18 protein-coding genes are annotated in these 19,980 nt (G+C 37.5%); 5 read left to right on the top strand and 13 right to left on the bottom strand.

Annotated features, from left to right (window positions below; all coding sequences use genetic code 11):
* Positions 1-752: 752 nt before the first annotated feature.
* The 10 genes from BKP57_RS14080 to BKP57_RS14035 all read right to left on the bottom strand — a co-directional run bounded on the left by BKP57_RS14080 (position 753) and on the right by BKP57_RS14035 (position 9,393).
* Entirely contained in the window at positions 753-1,952 is a 1,200-nt protein-coding gene (locus BKP57_RS14080) for a class I SAM-dependent rRNA methyltransferase (protein WP_072741775.1), read from the bottom strand.
* 279 nt (positions 1,953-2,231) lie between these two features.
* Complete coding sequence (locus BKP57_RS14075; RefSeq protein WP_072741774.1) at positions 2,232-2,633, bottom strand: VOC family protein; 402 nt, start codon at positions 2,631-2,633, stop codon at positions 2,232-2,234.
* 562 nt (positions 2,634-3,195) lie between these two features.
* Positions 3,196-3,903, bottom strand: a complete 708-nt coding sequence (locus BKP57_RS14070; protein WP_072741773.1) for an LXG domain-containing protein — start codon at positions 3,901-3,903, stop codon at positions 3,196-3,198.
* A gap of 46 nt (positions 3,904-3,949) precedes the next feature.
* Positions 3,950-4,231 carry a DUF5344 family protein gene (locus tag BKP57_RS14065; protein WP_072741772.1) on the bottom strand — a complete coding sequence of 94 codons (282 nt, stop codon included), beginning with the start codon at positions 4,229-4,231 and terminating at the stop codon, positions 3,950-3,952.
* Positions 4,231-4,650: a YwqH-like family protein gene (locus BKP57_RS14060; RefSeq protein ID WP_050351474.1), complete on the bottom strand. Its 420-nt coding sequence runs from the start codon at positions 4,648-4,650 to the stop codon at positions 4,231-4,233. The genes BKP57_RS14065 and BKP57_RS14060 overlap by 1 nt, the downstream gene beginning before the upstream one ends.
* Before the next feature lie 744 nt (positions 4,651-5,394).
* Entirely contained in the window at positions 5,395-6,075 is a 681-nt protein-coding gene (locus tag BKP57_RS14055; RefSeq protein WP_072741771.1) for a hypothetical protein, read from the bottom strand.
* Positions 6,072-6,812: a hypothetical protein gene (locus tag BKP57_RS14050; RefSeq protein WP_072741770.1), complete on the bottom strand. Its 741-nt coding sequence runs from the start codon at positions 6,810-6,812 to the stop codon at positions 6,072-6,074. The genes BKP57_RS14055 and BKP57_RS14050 overlap by 4 nt, the downstream gene beginning before the upstream one ends.
* Complete coding sequence (locus BKP57_RS14045) at positions 6,799-7,689, bottom strand: ATP-binding cassette domain-containing protein (protein WP_050351477.1); 891 nt, start codon at positions 7,687-7,689, stop codon at positions 6,799-6,801. Before BKP57_RS14045 ends, BKP57_RS14050 begins: the two co-directional genes overlap by 14 nt.
* Positions 7,689-8,072 (bottom strand): GntR family transcriptional regulator, encoded by a 384-nt coding sequence (locus BKP57_RS14040; RefSeq protein WP_072741769.1) that lies wholly within the window; start codon positions 8,070-8,072, stop codon positions 7,689-7,691. Before BKP57_RS14040 ends, BKP57_RS14045 begins: the two co-directional genes overlap by 1 nt.
* 427 nt (positions 8,073-8,499) lie before the next feature.
* Positions 8,500-9,393: an AraC family transcriptional regulator gene (locus BKP57_RS14035; protein ID WP_232231171.1), complete on the bottom strand. Its 894-nt coding sequence runs from the start codon at positions 9,391-9,393 to the stop codon at positions 8,500-8,502.
* Positions 9,394-9,572: 179 nt separating this feature from the next.
* Between BKP57_RS14035 and BKP57_RS14030 the strand changes: the two genes are divergently transcribed.
* Positions 9,573-11,045, top strand: coding sequence for an amino acid permease (locus BKP57_RS14030; protein WP_072741768.1), 1,473 nt, complete (start codon positions 9,573-9,575; stop codon positions 11,043-11,045).
* Entirely contained in the window at positions 11,032-14,061 is a 3,030-nt protein-coding gene (gene ebgA / locus BKP57_RS14025) for a beta-galactosidase subunit alpha (protein WP_050351480.1), read from the top strand. The genes BKP57_RS14030 and ebgA overlap by 14 nt, the downstream gene beginning before the upstream one ends.
* 453 nt (positions 14,062-14,514) lie before the next feature.
* Here the strand turns inward: ebgA and BKP57_RS14020 are convergent, their stop codons facing one another.
* Complete coding sequence (locus tag BKP57_RS14020; RefSeq protein ID WP_170875337.1) at positions 14,515-15,027, bottom strand: GNAT family N-acetyltransferase; 513 nt, start codon at positions 15,025-15,027, stop codon at positions 14,515-14,517.
* A complete protein-coding gene (locus BKP57_RS14015; protein WP_050351481.1) occupies positions 15,020-15,523 on the bottom strand; it encodes a GNAT family N-acetyltransferase in 504 nt (167 codons plus the stop codon). Before BKP57_RS14015 ends, BKP57_RS14020 begins: the two co-directional genes overlap by 8 nt.
* A 721-nt stretch (positions 15,524-16,244) precedes the next feature.
* Between BKP57_RS14015 and BKP57_RS14010 the strand changes: the two genes are divergently transcribed.
* Entirely contained in the window at positions 16,245-16,703 is a 459-nt protein-coding gene (locus tag BKP57_RS14010) for a YaiI/YqxD family protein (protein WP_050353441.1), read from the top strand.
* A 20-nt stretch (positions 16,704-16,723) separates the two neighbouring features.
* Here the strand turns inward: BKP57_RS14010 and BKP57_RS14005 are convergent, their stop codons facing one another.
* Entirely contained in the window at positions 16,724-17,200 is a 477-nt protein-coding gene (locus tag BKP57_RS14005; protein WP_050351482.1) for an acyl-CoA thioesterase, read from the bottom strand.
* Positions 17,201-17,934: 734 nt separating this feature from the next.
* Between BKP57_RS14005 and BKP57_RS14000 the strand changes: the two genes are divergently transcribed.
* Complete coding sequence (locus BKP57_RS14000; RefSeq protein WP_050351483.1) at positions 17,935-18,129, top strand: HEAT repeat domain-containing protein; 195 nt, start codon at positions 17,935-17,937, stop codon at positions 18,127-18,129.
* Between the two features lie 1,127 nt (positions 18,130-19,256).
* Entirely contained in the window at positions 19,257-19,823 is a 567-nt protein-coding gene (locus BKP57_RS13995; RefSeq protein WP_232231170.1) for a hypothetical protein, read from the top strand.
* Positions 19,824-19,980 lie beyond the last annotated feature (157 nt).

Genomic DNA, 19,980 nt, shown 5'->3' with positions numbered 1-19,980 from the left:
GTCTTATGGCGGAAGCCTTTGTTTTTCTTATACTATAAACCAAAAAATCTTATACTTTCCTATAGTGGAACAAAGGCTCGGGGCGCCCGTTTAGCAACGTAGCGAATGGAACGAATCAACTAAAGATTTAGGAATCATGCCCCTGCAACCAGGGGTATGCCGACGTCGGGCGGCAAGCCCGTTTTTAGTCGGCCTTCCTCTTTGTAACGAACCGATGATGACTTATCGTAGGGCGATTTCGTGAAGTCGCCTAGTTCTGGGCGCTGAAGCCGGACGTGGCTATTCAGTTATTCCCTTATCCCAAAGCAACAAATTTTATACTTTCCTATAGTGGAACAAAGGCTCGGGGCGCCCGTTTAGCAACGTAGCGAATGGATCGAATCAACTAAAGATTTAGGAATCATGCCACTAAAACAGGAGTATGCCGACGTCTGGGCGGCAAGCCCGTTTTTAGTCGACCTTCCTCTTTGCCACGAACCGATGAGGCCTTATCGTAGGGCGCATTTCTAAAGTCACCTAGTTGCTGGGCTCATGCGCCGGACGTGGCTATTCGGTTATTTCATTATCCACAAGCATCTCATTTTATACTTTTGTACGAAAAAACAACTCTATTTAACTTATCTAACTCATTTATTTTAGACAGTATTTAAGAATCTAAACATTATAAAGCAAAAGTTTTTTCATGATAGATGGTGGCTCGCGCTCTAGGCAAGCCATACTGGTTTCTTATCTTTTAACAAAACTGTGCTCAGCTACTTATTTTTCTGTATTTGAATAATGCACACTTTCAGATAATTACTTTGGATAAACTGTTCATTCGTTTGAAAGTCTGATGGTAGCTGAAATTGTTCAAGGATTTTATAATTCGCTTGCGATTTCTGACATGCTAGCCTAATAAAACCTTTGAATTTTTTCATCCCAAAACTAGCATTATTTGTTGAAGCAACAATGATTCCATGATTTTTGGTAATCGAAATTACATCTGTAAGTAAGGCAGGATAATCCTTCGTCGTACTAAATGTACGCTTTTTGGACCTCGCAAAACTAGGTGGATCAACTATTACGAGATCGTATTGCAACTGTTTCCTCCGTGCATATTTAAAGTAATCGAACACATCCATAACGATGAATTCATGCTGATCAAAATCAATACCATTTATGCTAAACTGCTCCATAGTTTTCGGCTTGCTTCGTTTCGCCAAGTCTACACTTATCGTCTTTTCTGCTCCGCCTAAAGCGGCAGCAACAGAGAAAGCACCTGTATAGGAAAATGTATTTAACACTTGCTTACCTTTTGCATACGTATCACGAATCGCCTTTCGAACATCTCGCTGGTCTAGAAAAATTCCCGTCATTGCACCATCATTTAAGTAAACAGCATAATGCATGCCGTTTTCTTTTACAATAATCGGAAATAGACCGCGCTCCCCTTTCACAAAATCGTCATCTTCTAAGTACTTTCCTTGCGTATGAAATCTTTTTTTCTCGTAGATCGCATAATAATTACCCAATACATCCAAAGCCCTTACTACATCATCTTTAAAAGAATAAATTCCTTCGCTGTACCAATTAATCAAGTAATACCCTGCATAATAATCGATCGTTAGTCCGCCTATGCCGTCTCCCTCTCCATTAAAGACACGGAACGCATTTGTATCCTCTGATTGATAAAAGCCTTGTCGCTTGTTGATAGCCGTAAGTATTTTTGACTGAAATAGCTTTGCGTTTACCATTTCATCTTTATGATAAGTTAGCACCCAGCCAATTCCCTTATTTTGCTTCCCATAATAGCCTCTAGCAATAAAGCGGTGTTTAGAGTCAACAAGCTTGACAACAGCTCCTTCTTCTGGTGGTTGTTTCGACTTTACTGCTTCTTGATGTATCAGCGGATACCCTTGCCGCAATTGCTTTATATAGCTATCGTCTACTTGTAACGTTATTTCTTTCCTCATTTTTTCATCCCTAACTAAAAATTCTTTATCCTACATGCAACAACTAGCAGTTAAACTAACTCCTCCCATCTCACGAGGTGAACTCAGAAGAATAGCTGGAATAACCAACTGCAACTCACATGTCCGATTCGTTCAAAGGTCTTGAAGCTGTATCCTTGTAATACTAACAATTAATGAGATAAAAGTCCCCACTGATTGAATGTTCCCTCTATTATTGCATGCGGATGAATAAAAGTGCAAGACTCAGTTAGCAATAAACAAACGGAGCTCTCCATTATCTTACTCCACCGACGCAACGACTTCTACTTTTATCCGATCGGGATCTTCAAAAAACACTGCATAATGGCTAGGTCCCCCGGCGTAAGGGTGCTTATCTTCATATAAAATCGGAATCCCTTTAGCAACTATTTTTTCTGTAATCTCATCAATCTGCTTTTTTGATTCTCCGTAAAACGCCAAATGATTCAGCCCTACTCTACGACGATGAAATCCATCAGCTATAAACTTTTTATCTGCCTGCACGAATACAAGATATGTATCTGCTATTTTCCAGCTTTGCCCGGTATCCCATTTTTGATATACGGAATACCCAAGCTCCTCTAGTAGCCATCCCCAAAACTGTATACTCTGGGCTAAATCAGATACGTTGATTTCTACATGATGCAATAATCCTCTTTTCATCCAGTCCCTCCTAACGACATGTATACATAACCCCTATACTACACATTTTATTCTTTTTGTAAAATAAATCCATTTAAACGACCTGCTTAGACTCAGCATCGTTTTAAAGCAGCTGTTTTCTAAAAACCACAATATTTGATGTAGTTTTACTAAATCGCCATATACTATATTTCATATTAAAAATGACCAAGTGACCTTTTTGGGAGTGAACTAAATAATTGGTAGCATATTTTAGTTTTAATTTTAATTATATTAAGAAAATTATAACCGAACTGATACCTTATAAAAGTACTGGACAAAGTAATCTTCACGTGCTTTCTTTCAACACATGGGGAGTATAAAAAATTATCGTAATGTAATTGCTGGACAAACCTTCTTGCTTTTTCAAATAAGGCGCCGTTACATTTAACTACTACGTAAACCAAATGGATTTCTTACGGCACCTTTACATAACGGTTAAACTTCCGTAGCGCCCACTCATGACTGGACTATAAAAAAGAGCTTGTTTTCAAAATGACATACAATTTTAGTTTACTTGTTCAGTAAATTTTACTTTTAGGTATTATCTATTCTCGCTGTTTTTATCATACCTTTTTCTAAATCGACTTCTCTCTGCTATTTCCTCATAATTTTCCACATTCTCTAATTTCGTTTTTTCATACTCTGTAATAGATGTATTAGTTGAAGTAAAGATATGCTGCATATCGGATAGATAATTTTTCATTTTGATCAAATCTTGGATAAGCGGATCCAATGCTTTTGTTTGTGACTGATCCAAAGTATATAACTGATCAATTATATTATTTTTTCTATTTTTCGCTTGCCATGTCTGATGTAACAGTTCACCATCATCTAATAACGGAAGTTGGATGATATCTTGTATTTTCATAAGCTCTGCATTTGCTTCGTGTGTAATACTCTGTATGACGTATTCAAGCTTTCTGACCCCCTGCTCTAAGTCCTGTTCAAAAAATGACTGGTGAATAAAACCCTTCTCGTCCGGCTCAAAGGATTGTACAGCGTTTTTCATTTGCTGTAATGTTTGTTGATATGAGGTTAAAAAATGATCCATATAAATTAAAAAAGGCTCATGAACGTCTACATAAAAAGAACGAATTGCGCTCCCGCCTTTTCCTTTTAAAGCTTCTTTCAATGCAATAATTTTTCTGACAGCTTGCAAAATAGCTTTTATCTGTTGTTGTATTCCAACTGCTTTGAGGCTGCATTCCTCTATATAATCAATAATTCCTTCTTTATGTAACACTTTCATGAAAAAAACCTCCTATAAGGGTGATAAGGAGTGCAATTTCTACCTTTTACTTTATAAACTGTATCGATGAGGCAATAGATTGTTCTGATTCAATAAACTGAGCAACCGCATCCATTGTTGATTTGCCATGTTCCAATAGCATTACTTGATACGAAGCTAAAACATCCTCTAACAAATGATTCAATTCTTCCAATTTTTTGGTCATATCGAGCGTGTTTTCCCCTACATATCCACTCGTCATATCCGAGTTAAGTTGTTGTGTAGTCATCTCCAGTTTTGTAATCGTTTTTTGTATTGGGCCATGTGCTATTTTTATTTCCTCACTCATTAATTCATTAACTCCCTTCGCTGTTTACCATATAAATCGTCTAATGTATGGTTTTGAGCTGTTAGATCCATTCGAATATCAATGATCGATTGCTTTATTTCTCTAATTTTATTGTTTAGCTGCTCTATCGTTTCTGCTAATTGATGGTTGTATAGATCCACATAACTTTTCTTCAGATTATTTTCTCTCCACTGCTGATATTGATCAGCTAAATGCCCTGCCCATGTATTATCCGTCAATTCAGGAGTAGTACACCAAGATGTATGCTGTCTAAATTCTTCCTGGCGATCTTGCAAATTTGATTGTGCTAATGCAAGTCGCTCTAATTCTCTTCGCTTATCTTCCAATTGAAGGTTTAGCATATATAGTGAATTTTGCGTTCTGGTTATTTGGCTATTAATCCAATGCAATGATTCCATTTCTTCACCTCAGCACTTCTTTCTCCCAACTACAACTATTTCTATATTACTTCCATTATATAGTATTAAAAACCTCGTTTTAAGAGGAACTTTAGCCTATATTTATTTACATAAATCCCCTTGATGCGTAGGTAAGAAGTAGCAATTAGCCAACAAAGAAAATACTAAAATAGCTCAACTTGTATTAACTTAACTTTCAGTCACCCCCTTCACATGTGTTTAGAAGTAGCTGCGATACCCGACTTTTTATACAAACGCAAAGGCGCAAGCGCCCGTTTAGCAACGTAGCGAATGGAACGAATCAACGAAAGATAAAGTGAACCTTCCATCAGCGGGGTTTTCTTCATCCCCGCTGATTGTTAGTACCACCAGGGTATGACCTAAAGGCCCTTGAACGAATCGGGGACTTAGGTGCTGTTACCTCCCGCTTCGACTTGTTCAGCTCACATCTTCCATTCTTGAAGTGGGAGTCTACAACGCCTTTTTACGGGATAAAGGAATCATGCCACTAAAACAGGGGTATGCCGACGTCTGGCGGCAAGCCCGTTTTTAGTCGGCCTTCCCCTCTTATCGACGTACCGATGAGGCCTTATCGTAGGGCGCATTTCTAAAGTCGCATCGTTGCTGGGCGATGAAGCCGGACGTGACTAGTCGGTTATTTCGTTATCTACAAGCACCTCATTTAATAGTGTCCTACACAATAAAAAAGTCTCCACCCAAATTGGAGACTTTTTATTGTGCCGCTTATTCATCTAAGTAAGAAACATCCCCTGTTAATTCTACCTCAACGTCTTTATCAACTCGAATTAAAATAACATTTTCACCACCCTGTAACTCTGCATCAGTCGATATACTCTCTTTAGTAAATTGTTTAAAAGACAGCTCATTTTCTAAAGTATAAAAGGTTACTTCTGTTTCTTTAGGATTTTGAATGGTGAGTTGTTCACCTTGAAGAGAAACCTTTGGAAGTAGCATATCTCCTATATACTGCTGGATGTTGACTCCATTAAAGAGATATGGTGCCTGAAAATAACGAATATCAACTTGATTTTGTACATCATTTGTCTTTTCAATATATACATTTACCATACCACCATGCGATGTTACATTTAATTTTTTTGGTACAGGAAACTCCCACTGTTTTTGTTGATAGGATGGAACTAATTCTTCCCAGTTACGATCCCCGACAAAATAGTTAAACAGGTCTATTTCATTCTTCTCGTCTTCTTTTTTAACCTCTTTATAAGGAAAAGCAAACGACGCCCCAGTAGCAATCACTAGTATAACTAGATAACCGAGAAAAATCCCCCGTATATATTGATGATAGTGATGAACACGGTTTTTAAGAACTTTTATAATAGCTAAAATTACTATTACGAAAAGGATCATAATAAGGATTGGCAGATAGGCTGCTACAGTCATCATCGTAGCTCCTCCTTCTTATTGGAGAGCAGGATGGCGAAGCTGAATAAAATGCCGATCGCTCCTATAACTTTTATCATAAACAATATAATAGAGTTCTCTTGAAAAAAATAACTAAATACTGCACCATAAAGTTCACCATCGTTGTTACCAACAATGCCAAATCCAATTAACAGCACCGGAATCAAGATTGCAATTAAACGATTCATTTTTAAAATGATCCCGTATAAATAACCAATCGCACAAGCAAATAATATATATAAAACCGTTGCAATAATACCAGCAAGAATTTCATGCCCTCCCAGATTACTCATTCGTATCAGCGGATCACGACCTAAAATATAATGGATGGAGACATTTACATACTTCGTCAATAAGGCAGTGATCCCACCTATAATGCTAATAGAAACTAAAAAGGTAATATTTGAGAGATGATTACTGAGACGATTGGTGACAAACATAAAGTTTTCTAGCCAATATCCTTTTGTTGTAATTAATGCAGCACTAATCCCTCCCCAAATAACGGTAAAAATTATTGCCATATCGGAGGAAAAGTAATTCATATAAAAATTGAAATTATCCATCCCTCCTCCTGTAAAAAAAACTGACCCATCGATTCCAAATAATACTGAGATAAGTTGTAATACCATTAAAGACACATAAATGCCGACATAGCTTTTTTGTTTATATTGATACTGTTTCCAAACAATAGATGACAGTGAGACATCATTGATAGACATGATCTATTCCTCCTTTTTCTGAACTGGTTACATAGACACAAATATCACTAGCTGAAACAGGTGTAACGTGGATACCAAGCCGTTTTGCTTTTCCCATGTTAACTTCATTTGCTTTTACAACGACATATGTTGTATCGGCTCCCATACTCTCTCGATAGATCACCGTTTTTCCGTGTATATATGTATAAATCAGCTCTGTTCTACCGGTTAAACCGATAGCTTCATGTTTTAATTCGTCCATTGGAAGATAGAATTGTTTTTTCCCTTTATCTAACAGCAAAACATATTCGAGCAGTTCTTCAATCTCTTCTAAGTGATGGCTAGAAAACAGGATGGTACGTGGCACTTCCAAATAATCCTTTAGTAAAGCACGGTAAAAATCATTGCGTACTGCCTGATCCATTCCTGTTGTTGGTTCATCAAATATCGTGATGGGGCAACGAGAAGACAATCCGATAATGGCGTTAAAAGTATTTCTTTTCCCAGTCGAAAGCTGTGTATACAAGTCATTAGAGCGGAAAGCAAAATAATCGAATAGTCGCCGAGCGATTCTGTCATTCCAGCTTGGATAAAAACGTCCCGCTTCAGTGAGTAAGGCTGATAAAGATAAGGAGCTTGGAAATACCATTTCATTGCTAATGTAAATGGTATTTGCAGATACTCTTAAGCTATTGAAAGGATCTTCCCCAAATACACGTACGTTACCTGATGAACCTCTCCATAATCCAGCAAGTATTTTTAGCAATGTTGTTTTTCCCGCCCCATTTCGCCCGATTACACCGATTATCGTATTTTCCTGAATTGATAAGGATAAATCCTTTAATGTAAACATTTGCCTCTGCTTTTTGGTTAGCTTATCACATACGATCACTTCCATTACACTTCCCCCTTACGATTCGTTATTTCTTGTTGAAGCAGCTGCATAAGCTCCTGTTCGTCGACCTTTAACCGTTCTGCTTCGATCACCAAATCTTCTAACAGTTTTTTTAACGTTTGATTTTTTCGTTTATTAACGATGATAGCTTTTGCTTCAGGGGTTACAAATTTTCCCAAACCACGTTTGCTGTATAAAATTTTTTTCTCTGCTAACAGCGTTAATCCTTTAGCTGCAGTAGCGGGATTAATTGTAAACATGTCAGCAAGCGTATATTGGGAATAGACCTTATCGTGCGGCAAGAAGGTCTCATTTAATATTTCCGCTTCGATCCATTCAGCAACTTGTATATAAATCGGCTTCATTCCGTTTGGATCCAAATGCAAACCTGTAACCTCCTTTTTTATGTAACTCAGTGCATTAGTCTTGTAATGTAGTATATATTTAATTGCAGTGAAATGCAAGATCCATTAATTGTGATTATTTTCGAATCAGCATCGACTGAAACGCCCTCGAACTTCGGTAGTGACCATCTTGCGCACCCAACTCCCTCACCCCTTGGGAGATAAAGTGAACCTTCATCCAGTTGGCTTACTTTCATTCTCATACATTGGCATAACCTTACGGGGCATCCCTAAGATCACCTTCCAGATTGGGAAATGTAGGTATCGTTATCCCACTTCTTTGCACTCCTCTAACCCCCGAAGTAGGGTCTTACAGCACCTTATATGCGGGATAAATAACACCACATTCATTAATTAATTTAATTAATGAATGTGGTGTTATGAATATATGATACACGCTTCTGCTTGATCAGATGGATGAACTCAACTTATTCTCTTTATTTCTCTGCTCCGTATCAATAATTTTAAATTGAGACCGATATTTCGACGGCGATATACCTTTACATTTTGAAAACTGTCTTGAAAAATGCGAAGGATTATTAAAACCAACTAAATAAGCTATCTCTTCAATGCTAGAACTGCTTTTCTTAAGCAATTCTGTCGACTTATTAATGCGATATTGCACAATATAGTGTGTTGGATTTACATTTAAATACTTTTTAAACAGCCGATACAAATAGGAACGCTCAATTTTTATCATTTGCGCTAGCTGTTCAACGGAAAAAGCAGACTGATCATAATTTTTCTCAATCATATCAATCGCATATTTTACATACTTCTCTCCTTGCGTTATCCTGCATCTCATTTCTTCTTCATATTGCTCGATGAATAGATTAATAATATGATAGGCTTCTCCAATCGCAGCATATGGCTTTCTGTTTTGTGAATAAGTAAACACATTAGCAAATAGATCATCCATTTTTCGTTTATTTTCATAGCGATACGTGAAATTTTCCACCCCATTAGCAGTATTTCTTAATAACCCGCATCGGGAAAATAAATCATAACAGGCAGCACCTTTAAAGCCAATCCACCGATAGCTCCATGGATTTCCTACAAGTGGATAATAATTATTTTTCGTGTTTGGCGGGATAATAAACCCCTGCTTTGCACCTAAATGATGTACTTCATCGTTAATAAAAAATAGCCCCTCTCCTTCAAGAATGTAATGAATTAAATAATAATCAATTGGCTGATATTGATATGGGTCTCTTGGCTTTACATCCTCAAAGCCACATTCATAAATGTAAAAATCACTAGCCAGTTGCTCATCTGTTTGGAAAGTACCAATAGAATGAAACAATGAAATTCCTCCTTGCAACATAATGTCAAGAACAAACAACAAGGGAACATTCACTTTACTGATCATAATCGATACAATGAAAGCGCAACCACAAATAGTTTGCTTATATTTATAGTAACAAACCCCTTTGTACATGTACATCTTGTAAGTGTCTAACAGCAAAGAAAGGAGCTAAAATTGTGACAGAAAATAGAAAAAAGATTAGCGCAACCTCATTTTTGTTAATGGCTTTTACGGCAGTTTTTGCATTTAATAACATCATAAATGCAACTGCAAGTATTGGTTTATCTGCAGTACTTACTTTTTTATTCGCCACTATCTTTTATTTTATTCCTTTTGCTCTAATGATTGGTGAGTTCTCTTCAGCCAACGCCGAGTCTGAATCAGGGGTATACAGCTGGATTAGAACATCGTTAGGTGAAAAATGGGCTTTTCTAGGATCATGGTCTTACTTCTTTGTCAACTTATTTTATTTTACCGCGTTACTGCCACAAATATTAATCTATGCTTCATACACCTTTACAGGAAAAAATATTTTTGGAAGTGGCGCAACCATTGCTATTTCCATTCTGTCCATTTTCCTTTTCTGGTTAGCTACATTTGTATCCATTAAAGGTGTTTCCTGGATTTCGAAAGTGACAGACGTATCAGGGGTAGCGCGAATTTTAATGGGGGTTGGCTTTATCGTTTTTGCCTTAGCTGTCGTATTTATTTTAGGTGAACCATCAGCACAGGAATTTACGAGCGAATCGGTTATGCCATCGATGAATTGGAATTACTTTGCCACGTTAGCTTGGATTTTACAAGCAGTTGGAGGGGCAGAAGCCATTGGCGTCTATGTAAAAGACATTAAAGGTGGTAATAAAACCTTTATTCGAACCATCATCATTGCTGCTTTTTCCATTGGAATTATGTATGCTTTAGGCTCAGTAGCAGTAGGTTTAATCATGCCTGCGGAAGCACTTCAGGATAACTACTCGGATGCTTTATTTGAAGCTTTCGCAATTTTAGGTAGCTATTTTGGCATTGGTGATGGCATTACAAGATTTGTAGGCTTAATCATGCTATTAAGTGCTGTCGGTTCGTTAGTAATCTGGACTGCTGCACCAGTTAAGATTTTGTTCTCCGAGATCCCAGAAGGCATCTTCGGGAAATGGGTTGCTAAGACAAACCATGAAGGGAATCCTACTAACGCTTTAACCTTGCAAGCAGTTGTTGTAACCATATTATTAATTATTCCTGCTTTAGGAATTGGTTCTGTCAATTCCTTGTTAAAAACATTGATTAATATGACAGCTGCAACATCACTAATACCTGTACTTTTCTTACTTATCGCTTACATCATGTTTCGAGTTAAAAAAGACGATCTTCCGAGAACGTTTAAAGTAGGAAAACGCTCAACAGGAATTGTCATGGGGGTTATGCTATTAGTATTCTTTTTATTCGCTTTCTTTGTTTCCACATTCCCTTCACCTGCTGCGTTGATGGATTATTTTGCAACAGGAGTTGTTGCGGAAGGGTCGATGAATCCATTATTCAGCCTTACTTACAACGTAGTGGGGATTGTCATTTTCATTGGCTTTGCATTTATTTGCTACAAAAGATATGAAAGAAAAGAAAAAATAAAGGGTGAAGAAAATGGTCATAACTAAAAAGAGATGGGAAAATCATAAACTAGATGGGATTAACAGATTAGAAGCAAGGGCACATTTCACAAGCCTATCAGCAAGCAAAAAACCACATTTCTATCAAAATTTAAACGGAGAATGGTCCTTTCTGTTCTTAGATGCTCCAGAATATAGCCCGGCAGATTTCTATAAAACGGAGTTTGATAACTCGTCATGGGATACTATTGAAGTTCCCGGAAATTGGCAAATGCAAGGCTATGGCAATATGCACTATTCCGACTTATGGTATAACTTTCCTATTATACCGCCGTATGTACCGACAGAAAATCCGACTGGTATTTACCGAAGAGCATTTGAAGTCAAGCAAACGGACCGTAACTATCAATATATCCTACGCTTTCAAGGCGTTGATTCAGCATTTGAAGTTTATGTAAATGATGAATTTATCGGCTATAGTAAAGGAGCCAGAATTCAAAGTGAATTTGATTTAAGTGATGTTTTAGTAGAGGGAACGAATACGTTAACCGTTCGTGTTTTCCAATGGTCTGATGGAACATATTTAGAGGATCAGGATATGTGGTGGTTAAGCGGTATCTTCCGAGATGTTGATCTTTTTGCTAGACCGAGAGTAGGGCTATATGACTTTACAGTTAAAACACAGTTTGACGATATGTATAAAGAAGCTACATTAATTGTAAACCCTGTGTTTGACCATTTGCAAAAGCAGAGGATACACTATGAACTAAAAACCGCTGAGGGAGAGGTTATTTTTACCAAAGAGCAGAATGGAAGCGAAAGTTTAATCCAGGAAGTTCAAAATCCGGTAAAATGGTCTGCTGAGCACCCTTATTTATATAAACTGATAATCACCGTTTATAACAATGGTCAAATAGTTGAAATCATCGAACAAGATATCGGTTTTAGACAAATCGAAGTAAAAGGAAAGTGTTTTTTTGTAAATGGTGTTGCGATTAAATTAAAAGGTGTCAACCGACATGATTATAGTCCAGATAAAGGACGTGTAACCACTTATGATAGTATAGAACAAGACATTATTCTCATGAAACAACATAATATGAATGCTGTTCGTACAGCGCATTATCCAAACGCGCCTTACTTTTATGACTTATGTAATAAATACGGTATGTATGTGATTGCAGAAGCAGATCTAGAATGTCACGGTTTTGAATTAACTGGTGATTACAAATGGATTTCAGATAACCCCGAGTGGGAAGAAGCGTATGTTAACCGGATAAAGCGGACGTTATTACGAGATAAAAACCACCCATCCATCATAATGTGGTCATTAGGAAATGAATCCGCTTTTGGATATAACTTCAGAAAAATGGCAGCATACGTCAAACAAGCCGACCCAACCCGATTAGTACATTATGAAGGGGATTTTGAAGCTGAAGTAAGCGATGTATATACTACTATGTACACATGGTTAGAACACGACAGTAAATTAACCATGGATGAAGTTATTAGAAAAACAGAAAAACCACATATACTATGTGAATATGCACATGCAATGGGAAATGGCCCTGGGAATCTAAAAGAATATCAAGAACTCTTCTACCGTCACGATCATTTGCAAGGTGGTTTTATTTGGGAATGGTTTGATCATGGGATTAAAACCGTTACAGAAGATGGGAAGGTATATTATCGCTATGGCGGAGATTTTGGGGATGAGCCAACGAACGGAAACTTCTGTATTGACGGTCTCATCATGCCAGATCGCACACCATCAACAGGTTTAATGGAGTATAAAAAAGTGATCGAACCGGTACAAACAGCACCTCTTGATATAACGTCAGGAATGTATCAACTAACCAATCGGCTCGACTTTACTAGTTTAGGAGCTTACAAACTTGTTTGTCAATTTTATGAAGATGATGAGCTGCTCGAAGAAACAGAACTACCATTGCCTAATTTAGCAGCCAGACAAACAACTAGATTCCAAATTCATTATCCAGCTTTAGAACATTACCAACCTGGGGCGCAATATACCGTTCACTTTATTTACCGATTAAAACAGGATACAAAGTGGGCTCCTGCTGAGTTTGAAGTTACGAAATCCGTCTTTGTCTACCATAAAGAACCTCAACAAGTTATTACCGTTTCGCAAGCACCTGAGCTGAAGCTACTAACAGAAGGAAGTACTGTAATGGTAACTGGCGGCAATTTCACCTACTGCTTTGATCGTGTACGCGGAAACTTGCTCACTGCAACCTTCGATGGCGAACAACGAATTGAACAGGGACCGGCATTTACGTGGTGGCGTGCTCCGATTGATAATGATATGTATATTCTGGAAGATTATCGAAACAAATACTTTATGCATCTGGATCACCATATAGTTCGTAATGTGGCATACGACATAAAAGATGGGAACTTCGTATGGAATGTACATGCTTTCTATGGAACGACGAATAGTTCCTGGTACTACGACTTATCCTATCGCTATACCATCACACCACAAGGAAAACTACACCTGAAGGTAGAAGGAATTGCCTCCGGCCGCAAAGAAAATGCACCGCCTATGCTACCAAGAATCGGGGTCAAGATGCATGTTAATAAGCGATTTGCAAACGTGTCTTGGCGTGGATTAGGACCACATGAAAACTACGTCGACTCCTGTCAATCTGCATACCCTGGTGTGTTTCACGCTAGCGTAGATGAGTTGTTTGTCGATTATATTAAGCCACAAGAGAACGGCAACCATATGGATTGCGATTGGATAAGTTTGGCAAATCAAGATACTGCATTACTCGTCCAAACAGAAGAGCCGCTTAACTTCAGTGTTTCCAAATATGAGGATCGAGATTTGGAAAAGGCAAAACATACAATTGATTTAGTGGAACAAGATTATCTCGTCCTTCACCTTGATAAACAACAGAACGGATTAGGAAGTAACTCCTGTGGCCAAGACCAGCTGGATAAATATCGTTGTAAGTTTGATGATTTTTCGATCAGCTTTACGCTTGCTCCTAAAGATCTGTCGACAACGCCTATCGCTGAATTAGCAAGAAAATGCTAGTACGTTATGTCATATAAGCGCCTCTAGCGGCAATCGGACATATCTCGTTGCAGCGCTAGGCAAAAGAGCTCAGACATAAATGGAAACACCGTTCATTTAGATCACATGAAATAAAACCGCCTGAAATCAATGCTTTTAAATTTGAATTCAGGCGGTTTATCCATTTTTTGCAAGGAGTGTTCCAGCCTTTTCCTCCATTGAAAATTCCCTTTTTGCAATGATTAAATGCTACTGAGTTTATCCCATATATATAAGGTGCTGTAGGACTCCCAATTCAGGAGTTGGATAATCTGTACTGCACAAGTCTAAGTGAGGGATAACTGCACCTAAATGTCCGATTCGTTTAGAGGCCTTTAGGTCATACCATTACGTTACTAACCATCAGTGGGGGATGAATGAAAAACCCCGATTATCGCAGAATCAATAAGTCCTTAGATTTTTCTAATTCACCTTCTATCTTTTTTCCACTGTATTGCTTCTTCGTTCTAAAAGTATGATATCTCGCCAAACCCCGTTAAGCTTGCCAATTCGTTGGCGAACACCTACATTCCGAAATCCGGCTTTATGATGCAAATGAATACTAGCTATATTTTCCAGAAAAACCCCAGATTGTAGTGTCCAAAATCCGTTTGCTTCACTTTCCGCTATCACATAAGCCATTAGCCTGCTACCAATCCCTTTTCCTCTGCTTGATGCTCCTAAATAAATACTTAGTTCAGCTACGCCAGCAAGTGCTTTTTTACTGGAAATAGGCTGTAATGCAGCCCACCCAACGATTCGTCCAGCCTCCTTAACTACAATGCGACAAGCGGTCAAGTAGCTTCGATTCCACACGTCCCACGATGGTGGTTCCTCATCAAATGTTGCATTTCCTGAAGCAATCCCTTCTATATAAATAGACTTTACATTCGGCCAATCGGTTTCAATCATCTTATCAAAGTGGATTGTCTCTAAGCAATTACTCATTGTATATCCAGAACCTCCTCGTCTCCCGACCATCTTCGTCTATATGTGGATGATCCTCTCTTCCCCCATTTTTGAGGATCGCTTTTGCTGATCTGATGTTATCCGTAGTACAGGTAACGAGTACTTGTTTGATTTGCAACTCCTTACATTTCTGTAACGCCTCATAAAGGATTCTCGTTGCATAGCCCTTGCTTCGCTCGGATGGTCGGACGCCATAACCAATATGCCCTCCCACTTGGAATAAAAAATCATTAAGTTCATGTCGAATATCAACCATAGCAACTATTTTTTCTTTATCGTTTACTAAAAAATAACTGGAGCTAGGCACCCATTTTTCTTGTCCACTCTCTCGTTCAGCAAGTGCATGTAAATACGTTTCATAGGTTTGGTGGCCTGTTAGCTCGAAGCTGCTGGGAATCATTCGCGTTGGACCCCACTCTTCCAAATAAGCTCGATGCTCCTTCTCCCATTTCAAACTTGGTTTGACTAACCGCATGGTATCACCTCTTTCCAATAATTAATCGCTTCTCCTAATCTATTAAAAGCAAACAGCTAAGCACTTCCTAGTTGTGCAGATTAAGGTATCACTGTGATCAGCCTCCAAACCAGCTGCTATCTGAACGCTGAACGAATAAATCACAGAAATCTTAAAAAGCATATGGATTATAATTATTAGTAATTATAATCCATATCGCTCGACAATGAAATCATTATTTTTCTAAGTTTTAACCAAGGTGCTGTAGGACTCTTCAGGATTTGGATAATCTGTAATACAACAAGTCTAAGTGGGAGATAACAGCACCTAAATGCCCGATTCGTTCAGAGGCCTTTAGGTCATACCCTTGCGGTACTAACAATCAGTGGGAGGTGAATGCCCCCCACTGATAGAAGATTCACTTGATTACTCCAGTAATATTGTTCCAAATGAAACTAACGATGAGGAGAATTAAAACCCAACTTGATACACGCCTCCCATATACTTTTAACGATTCCAACTTCGCTTCATTTTGTTCCCCGTCCGTGTTTGAGCAAGCTCACGAGGTGTATATCCACACAATTTTATAGGTGAACATTCTTTTATTAAATTAACATAAAGCAGGAATCACGAGAAGATAACTCCTATAATAACTTGGCATGCTCGGCAATATGACTTGACTTTTACGGGTATTCGAATTATGCTCACTGCAATGCAAAAGAACGATGGAGAGGTTATTTTAATGCAAATATATGTCGATGCAGATGCGTGTCCTGTAAAAGATCAGATTATCAAGTTAGCGAGAGAATTCCAAATTCCCGTAACACTTGTACAAAGCTTTTCCCATTATTCTAGTAAAACTACGCCTGAAGGAGTCAAAACCATTTATGTTGATTCTGGAGCTGATGCTGCCGATTATCGAATAATGAAACTCGCCAGTCAGGAGGACGTTATTGTCACACAAGATTATGGTCTGGCTTCATTAGGACTTGCTAAAGGGTGCAATGTGATGCACCATAAAGGGTTTCTATACACAAACGAAAATATAGATTCCCTTTTACAGACACGTTACTTAAATGCAATGGTAAGGAAAAGCGGAAAGCGAACGAAAGGGCCAAAAGCTTTTTCTGAAGAAGATCGCAAGCTATTTGAAGCTCGTTTTCGTTCACTACTACAAGAAAAAACTGTCGATCCACAATAGATCAACAGTTTTTTCTTTACTTACTTATTTCGATTGGTATAACGCAGTTTCCGGTTTTCTCTACGAAAAGGAGCCGACTCAAATAAAATTTTCTCTTCTTCCGTTTCCGGATATACTTGTGGTACTGGTATTGGTTTTCCTTCCTCATTGACAGCAACCATCGTGAGAAAGGACTCTGTCGTTAAACGCTCTTCCTGATTAATTAAATCGCGAGCAGTTACTTTCACATATATCTCCATGGAACTTCTTCCTGTATAAGTAACAAAAGCTTCTAGAGTTAACGAATCTCCTGCTCTTGCAGGTGATAAGAAATCAACGGAATCAATAGATGCTGTCACTACGGTACTTTTTGCATGCTGCATAGCACATAGTGCGCCAATTTCATCAATATACGCTAATATTCTCCCACCAAATATGGTATTTAAATGATTCGTATCCGGTGGCAAAACCAATCTTGTTTGAATAGTTTTTGATTCACTCATTGCTAGTTTTTCCATCTGTTTTCCCCCTTGCATGAAACTTGTTACCCTATTCGCTTATTTAAGCAATGATCTAGTTGTGATTCTATAAAAGGTCTAAAATTTCTATGGACGGGATAAAAAGAAACAAATAATGTAAATCCCTTTTGGCTAGCCATATTAATTAAAATTGCCCCAAATTAAGCCAATAAAGAATTTACTATATCATTTTTGCTAAAACTGTTAAACCTTCTTTTTCCAAACACATCAACAAAACACTTATCCACATCACATATTAGAAAAACTTGGCTTGTCGCCATGTCTTATGGCGGAAGCCTTTTGTTTTTCTTATACTATAAACCAAAAAAATCTTATACTCTCCTATAGTGCAATGAAAAACACCTTCCTTTACGAGAAGATGTAACAATAAATGGATGAGAAAAGTAAACGCATGCATTCTGGGATTGATTACATCCCTTTACTCGATTTACACCCATTTGAATTAGATTCTCCATTATAATGGTAGGCTCCTATAAAAAAACACAACTATAGTATTATAACATATATTAATAAATGTCGTTTTCACAGAAAGCCCTTACAAATAGATTCCAGATCATTTATTTGTTAAAATTTATTTATAAACTGAAACTTCAATCCATAGAGGAGAATTTTCTTTTATCCCCTACCGATTGTTGAATGACTAGTATCTGACATTTAACTTGCAGTTGGTCCCAAATGATGCAAACACTAACAGATAAAAGCAGGTTAATTCGATGGCGCGCTCGAGATTTTTATACGAAATAGGCGATAAGACAGCCGTGGAAGCATTGGAGAGAGCGGTTAATGACCCTGAATTTGAAGTACGAATGCAAGCGAAAATGGCATTAGCTAGAATCAAAGATGGCGAAGAAGCAAAAGGCTCTATTTGGAGTCAGATGACGAAAACAGTGAAAGAAAAGGAATTATAAGCGAGACAACGTAAAGCATTGGAAGCAATATACCAACTGAATTGAAGCAAAAGAAAGAAATTGCAATGGGGGGCTTCTTCCCAGACCCCTTTAATTGTTAGTACCCTAAACACCTAACCTTTGAACACAATAGGTTAGATTGACTTGTATTTTGTACCTTGCTTATCCTAGCTTGGGTTCCACTCACAGAATTGAAGGACAGATTGTTACACGAGTTACATGCGGGATAGACTCAAGAAAAATTGCCTCCTATTGATTCGAAGACTGCAGGAAAAATTTTGTAAAGTTTAAGCGCTTAAGCTAGACAAGCTTTTTTAGTAAATCATTATCCTAATAACTATTTTTAAAAGGTAGCCTTAACTGGCTTGAACATAGATTGCATTCCGATAGGGCTATTGGAGATGAAGCAACTTGAGGCTCTTAGTTTCAAAACCTAGTCATGACTTCGTTTCATAAAATATTCACAATAGTTGGTTTCATCCATGAAGTAGAAAGGTTGTCTAATTAAAGATAACCTTTTTACTTTATGACATTAATAAAATTCACAACACTACCTTGCATTAATTAATAGTTAGGTATAAACTATAGTTAGCTATTATACATTATATAGTAGCAATCCATAAAAAAAGAAATGAAAATACGTCTAAAGTCGTAGAAAGATATATCGCTTAAGTATCTTCATTTGGATTCATACCATATTTACAATTAAAACATGTGTATAGTGTTATTACATATATATGTTTTAAACCAAAGAATATGGATGTAACTACAGCTACGAACGTGTGCATATTATAATGAATCACCCAAAGCATATACAACCTTCATTCTGTATTTTATAAATTTCGTTTCATTCGAATGAGAAGTGAAATAATAGGCTACCAATCTGGTTAGCTATCTACAGCGATCTTATTAAGAATACAAATTATGATTTTTTAATGTGGCTAAATGAAAAGCTAACAGAACCAAAACTTTCGAACTGGCAGATTATAAGCAACAGCTTAAATAAGGTAGAAACCAGCATAACGGAATTCTAAACATTTAAAGAAAAATTTTAGAATCCAATCCAAGGGCTGTATCGTATATACCATTACAAAGAAAGAGGAACGGATTAATTCATGATAGGAGAGATGATGGTGCAACAAAAAGAAATCTATTTACTTCTTACAGATACAAGATCTTGGTTCACGAGATTAATTAAATTGTACACAAAAAAACCGTACAATCACGCTTCCATAGCATTCGATCAAGAGCTTGAACAAGTTTACAGTTTTGGCAGAAAAGCACCTAAAAACCCTTTTATAGGCGGATTTGTAAAAGAAAATATGAATGAGGGTTTATTTAAACATGCTAATGGTGTCATTTATTCTGTATCGGTCACAGAAGAGCAGTGGCAAAAAATACAACAATATATTCGAAAAATAAATGCAGAAAAAGATGCGTATCGATATAATTTCATCGGTTTATTTGGCTTTGTTCTTAAACGACCTATTAATAGAAAAAATGCCTTTTTCTGCTCGCAATTTGTTGCTACCGTTCTTCAAGAAAGCAACGTAACTCAGTTCAGTAAACCAATTCCGTTAGTTACACCTTACGACTTGCAAAAGGCAGATGTGTTTCAGCTCGTTTATAAGGGAGAAATAAAGGAGTATTGCAAGCAACCTCAAGTTAGAAGCACACAAACTACAAGCTGCTAAAGCTAAAAATACTCCCTCCCCCCTCCCCTCTCTTGCTTTTGTCATCTTTATTTGACTAGCTCCATTTCTCATTTTTGATACTCCATTTTATTACTAGCTTACGTTGGATATATAACCCTTTTCGCAGCAGGGTGATCAACTTCAGCGGTGAGGCGTG

It is taken from the genome of Virgibacillus sp. 6R (genome assembly GCF_001895305.1).
In the GTDB taxonomy this organism is placed as follows: Bacteria; Bacillota; Bacilli; order Bacillales; family Amphibacillaceae; genus Virgibacillus; species Virgibacillus pantothenticus.
This window is presented reverse-complemented; position numbering and strand designations above follow the sequence as displayed.

What these genes read in the sequence shown, in the direction of transcription:
- BKP57_RS14045 (WP_050351477.1), bottom strand. Translation starts at nt 7,689, where the DNA reads ATGGAAGTGATCGTATGTGATAAGCTAACCAAAAAGCAGAGGCAAATG.
- BKP57_RS14055 (WP_072741771.1), bottom strand. Translation starts at nt 6,075, where the DNA reads ATGATGACTGTAGCAGCCTATCTGCCAATCCTTATTATGATCCTTTTC.
- BKP57_RS14005 (WP_050351482.1), bottom strand. Translation starts at nt 17,200, where the DNA reads ATGGAAAAACTAGCAATGAGTGAATCAAAAACTATTCAAACAAGATTG.
- BKP57_RS14015 (WP_050351481.1), bottom strand. Translation starts at nt 15,523, where the DNA reads ATGCGGTTAGTCAAACCAAGTTTGAAATGGGAGAAGGAGCATCGAGCT.
- BKP57_RS14000 (WP_050351483.1), top strand. Translation starts at nt 17,935, where the DNA reads ATGGCGCGCTCGAGATTTTTATACGAAATAGGCGATAAGACAGCCGTG.
- BKP57_RS13995 (WP_232231170.1), top strand. Translation starts at nt 19,257, where the DNA reads ATGATGGTGCAACAAAAAGAAATCTATTTACTTCTTACAGATACAAGA.
- BKP57_RS14050 (WP_072741770.1), bottom strand. Translation starts at nt 6,812, where the DNA reads ATGTCTATCAATGATGTCTCACTGTCATCTATTGTTTGGAAACAGTAT.
- BKP57_RS14070 (WP_072741773.1), bottom strand. Translation starts at nt 3,903, where the DNA reads ATGAAAGTGTTACATAAAGAAGGAATTATTGATTATATAGAGGAATGC.
- BKP57_RS14060 (WP_050351474.1), bottom strand. Translation starts at nt 4,650, where the DNA reads ATGGAATCATTGCATTGGATTAATAGCCAAATAACCAGAACGCAAAAT.
- BKP57_RS14065 (WP_072741772.1), bottom strand. Translation starts at nt 4,231, where the DNA reads ATGAGTGAGGAAATAAAAATAGCACATGGCCCAATACAAAAAACGATT.
- ebgA (WP_050351480.1), top strand. Translation starts at nt 11,032, where the DNA reads ATGGTCATAACTAAAAAGAGATGGGAAAATCATAAACTAGATGGGATT.
- BKP57_RS14020 (WP_170875337.1), bottom strand. Translation starts at nt 15,027, where the DNA reads ATGAGTAATTGCTTAGAGACAATCCACTTTGATAAGATGATTGAAACC.
- BKP57_RS14080 (WP_072741775.1), bottom strand. Translation starts at nt 1,952, where the DNA reads ATGAGGAAAGAAATAACGTTACAAGTAGACGATAGCTATATAAAGCAA.
- BKP57_RS14010 (WP_050353441.1), top strand. Translation starts at nt 16,245, where the DNA reads ATGCAAATATATGTCGATGCAGATGCGTGTCCTGTAAAAGATCAGATT.
- BKP57_RS14075 (WP_072741774.1), bottom strand. Translation starts at nt 2,633, where the DNA reads ATGAAAAGAGGATTATTGCATCATGTAGAAATCAACGTATCTGATTTA.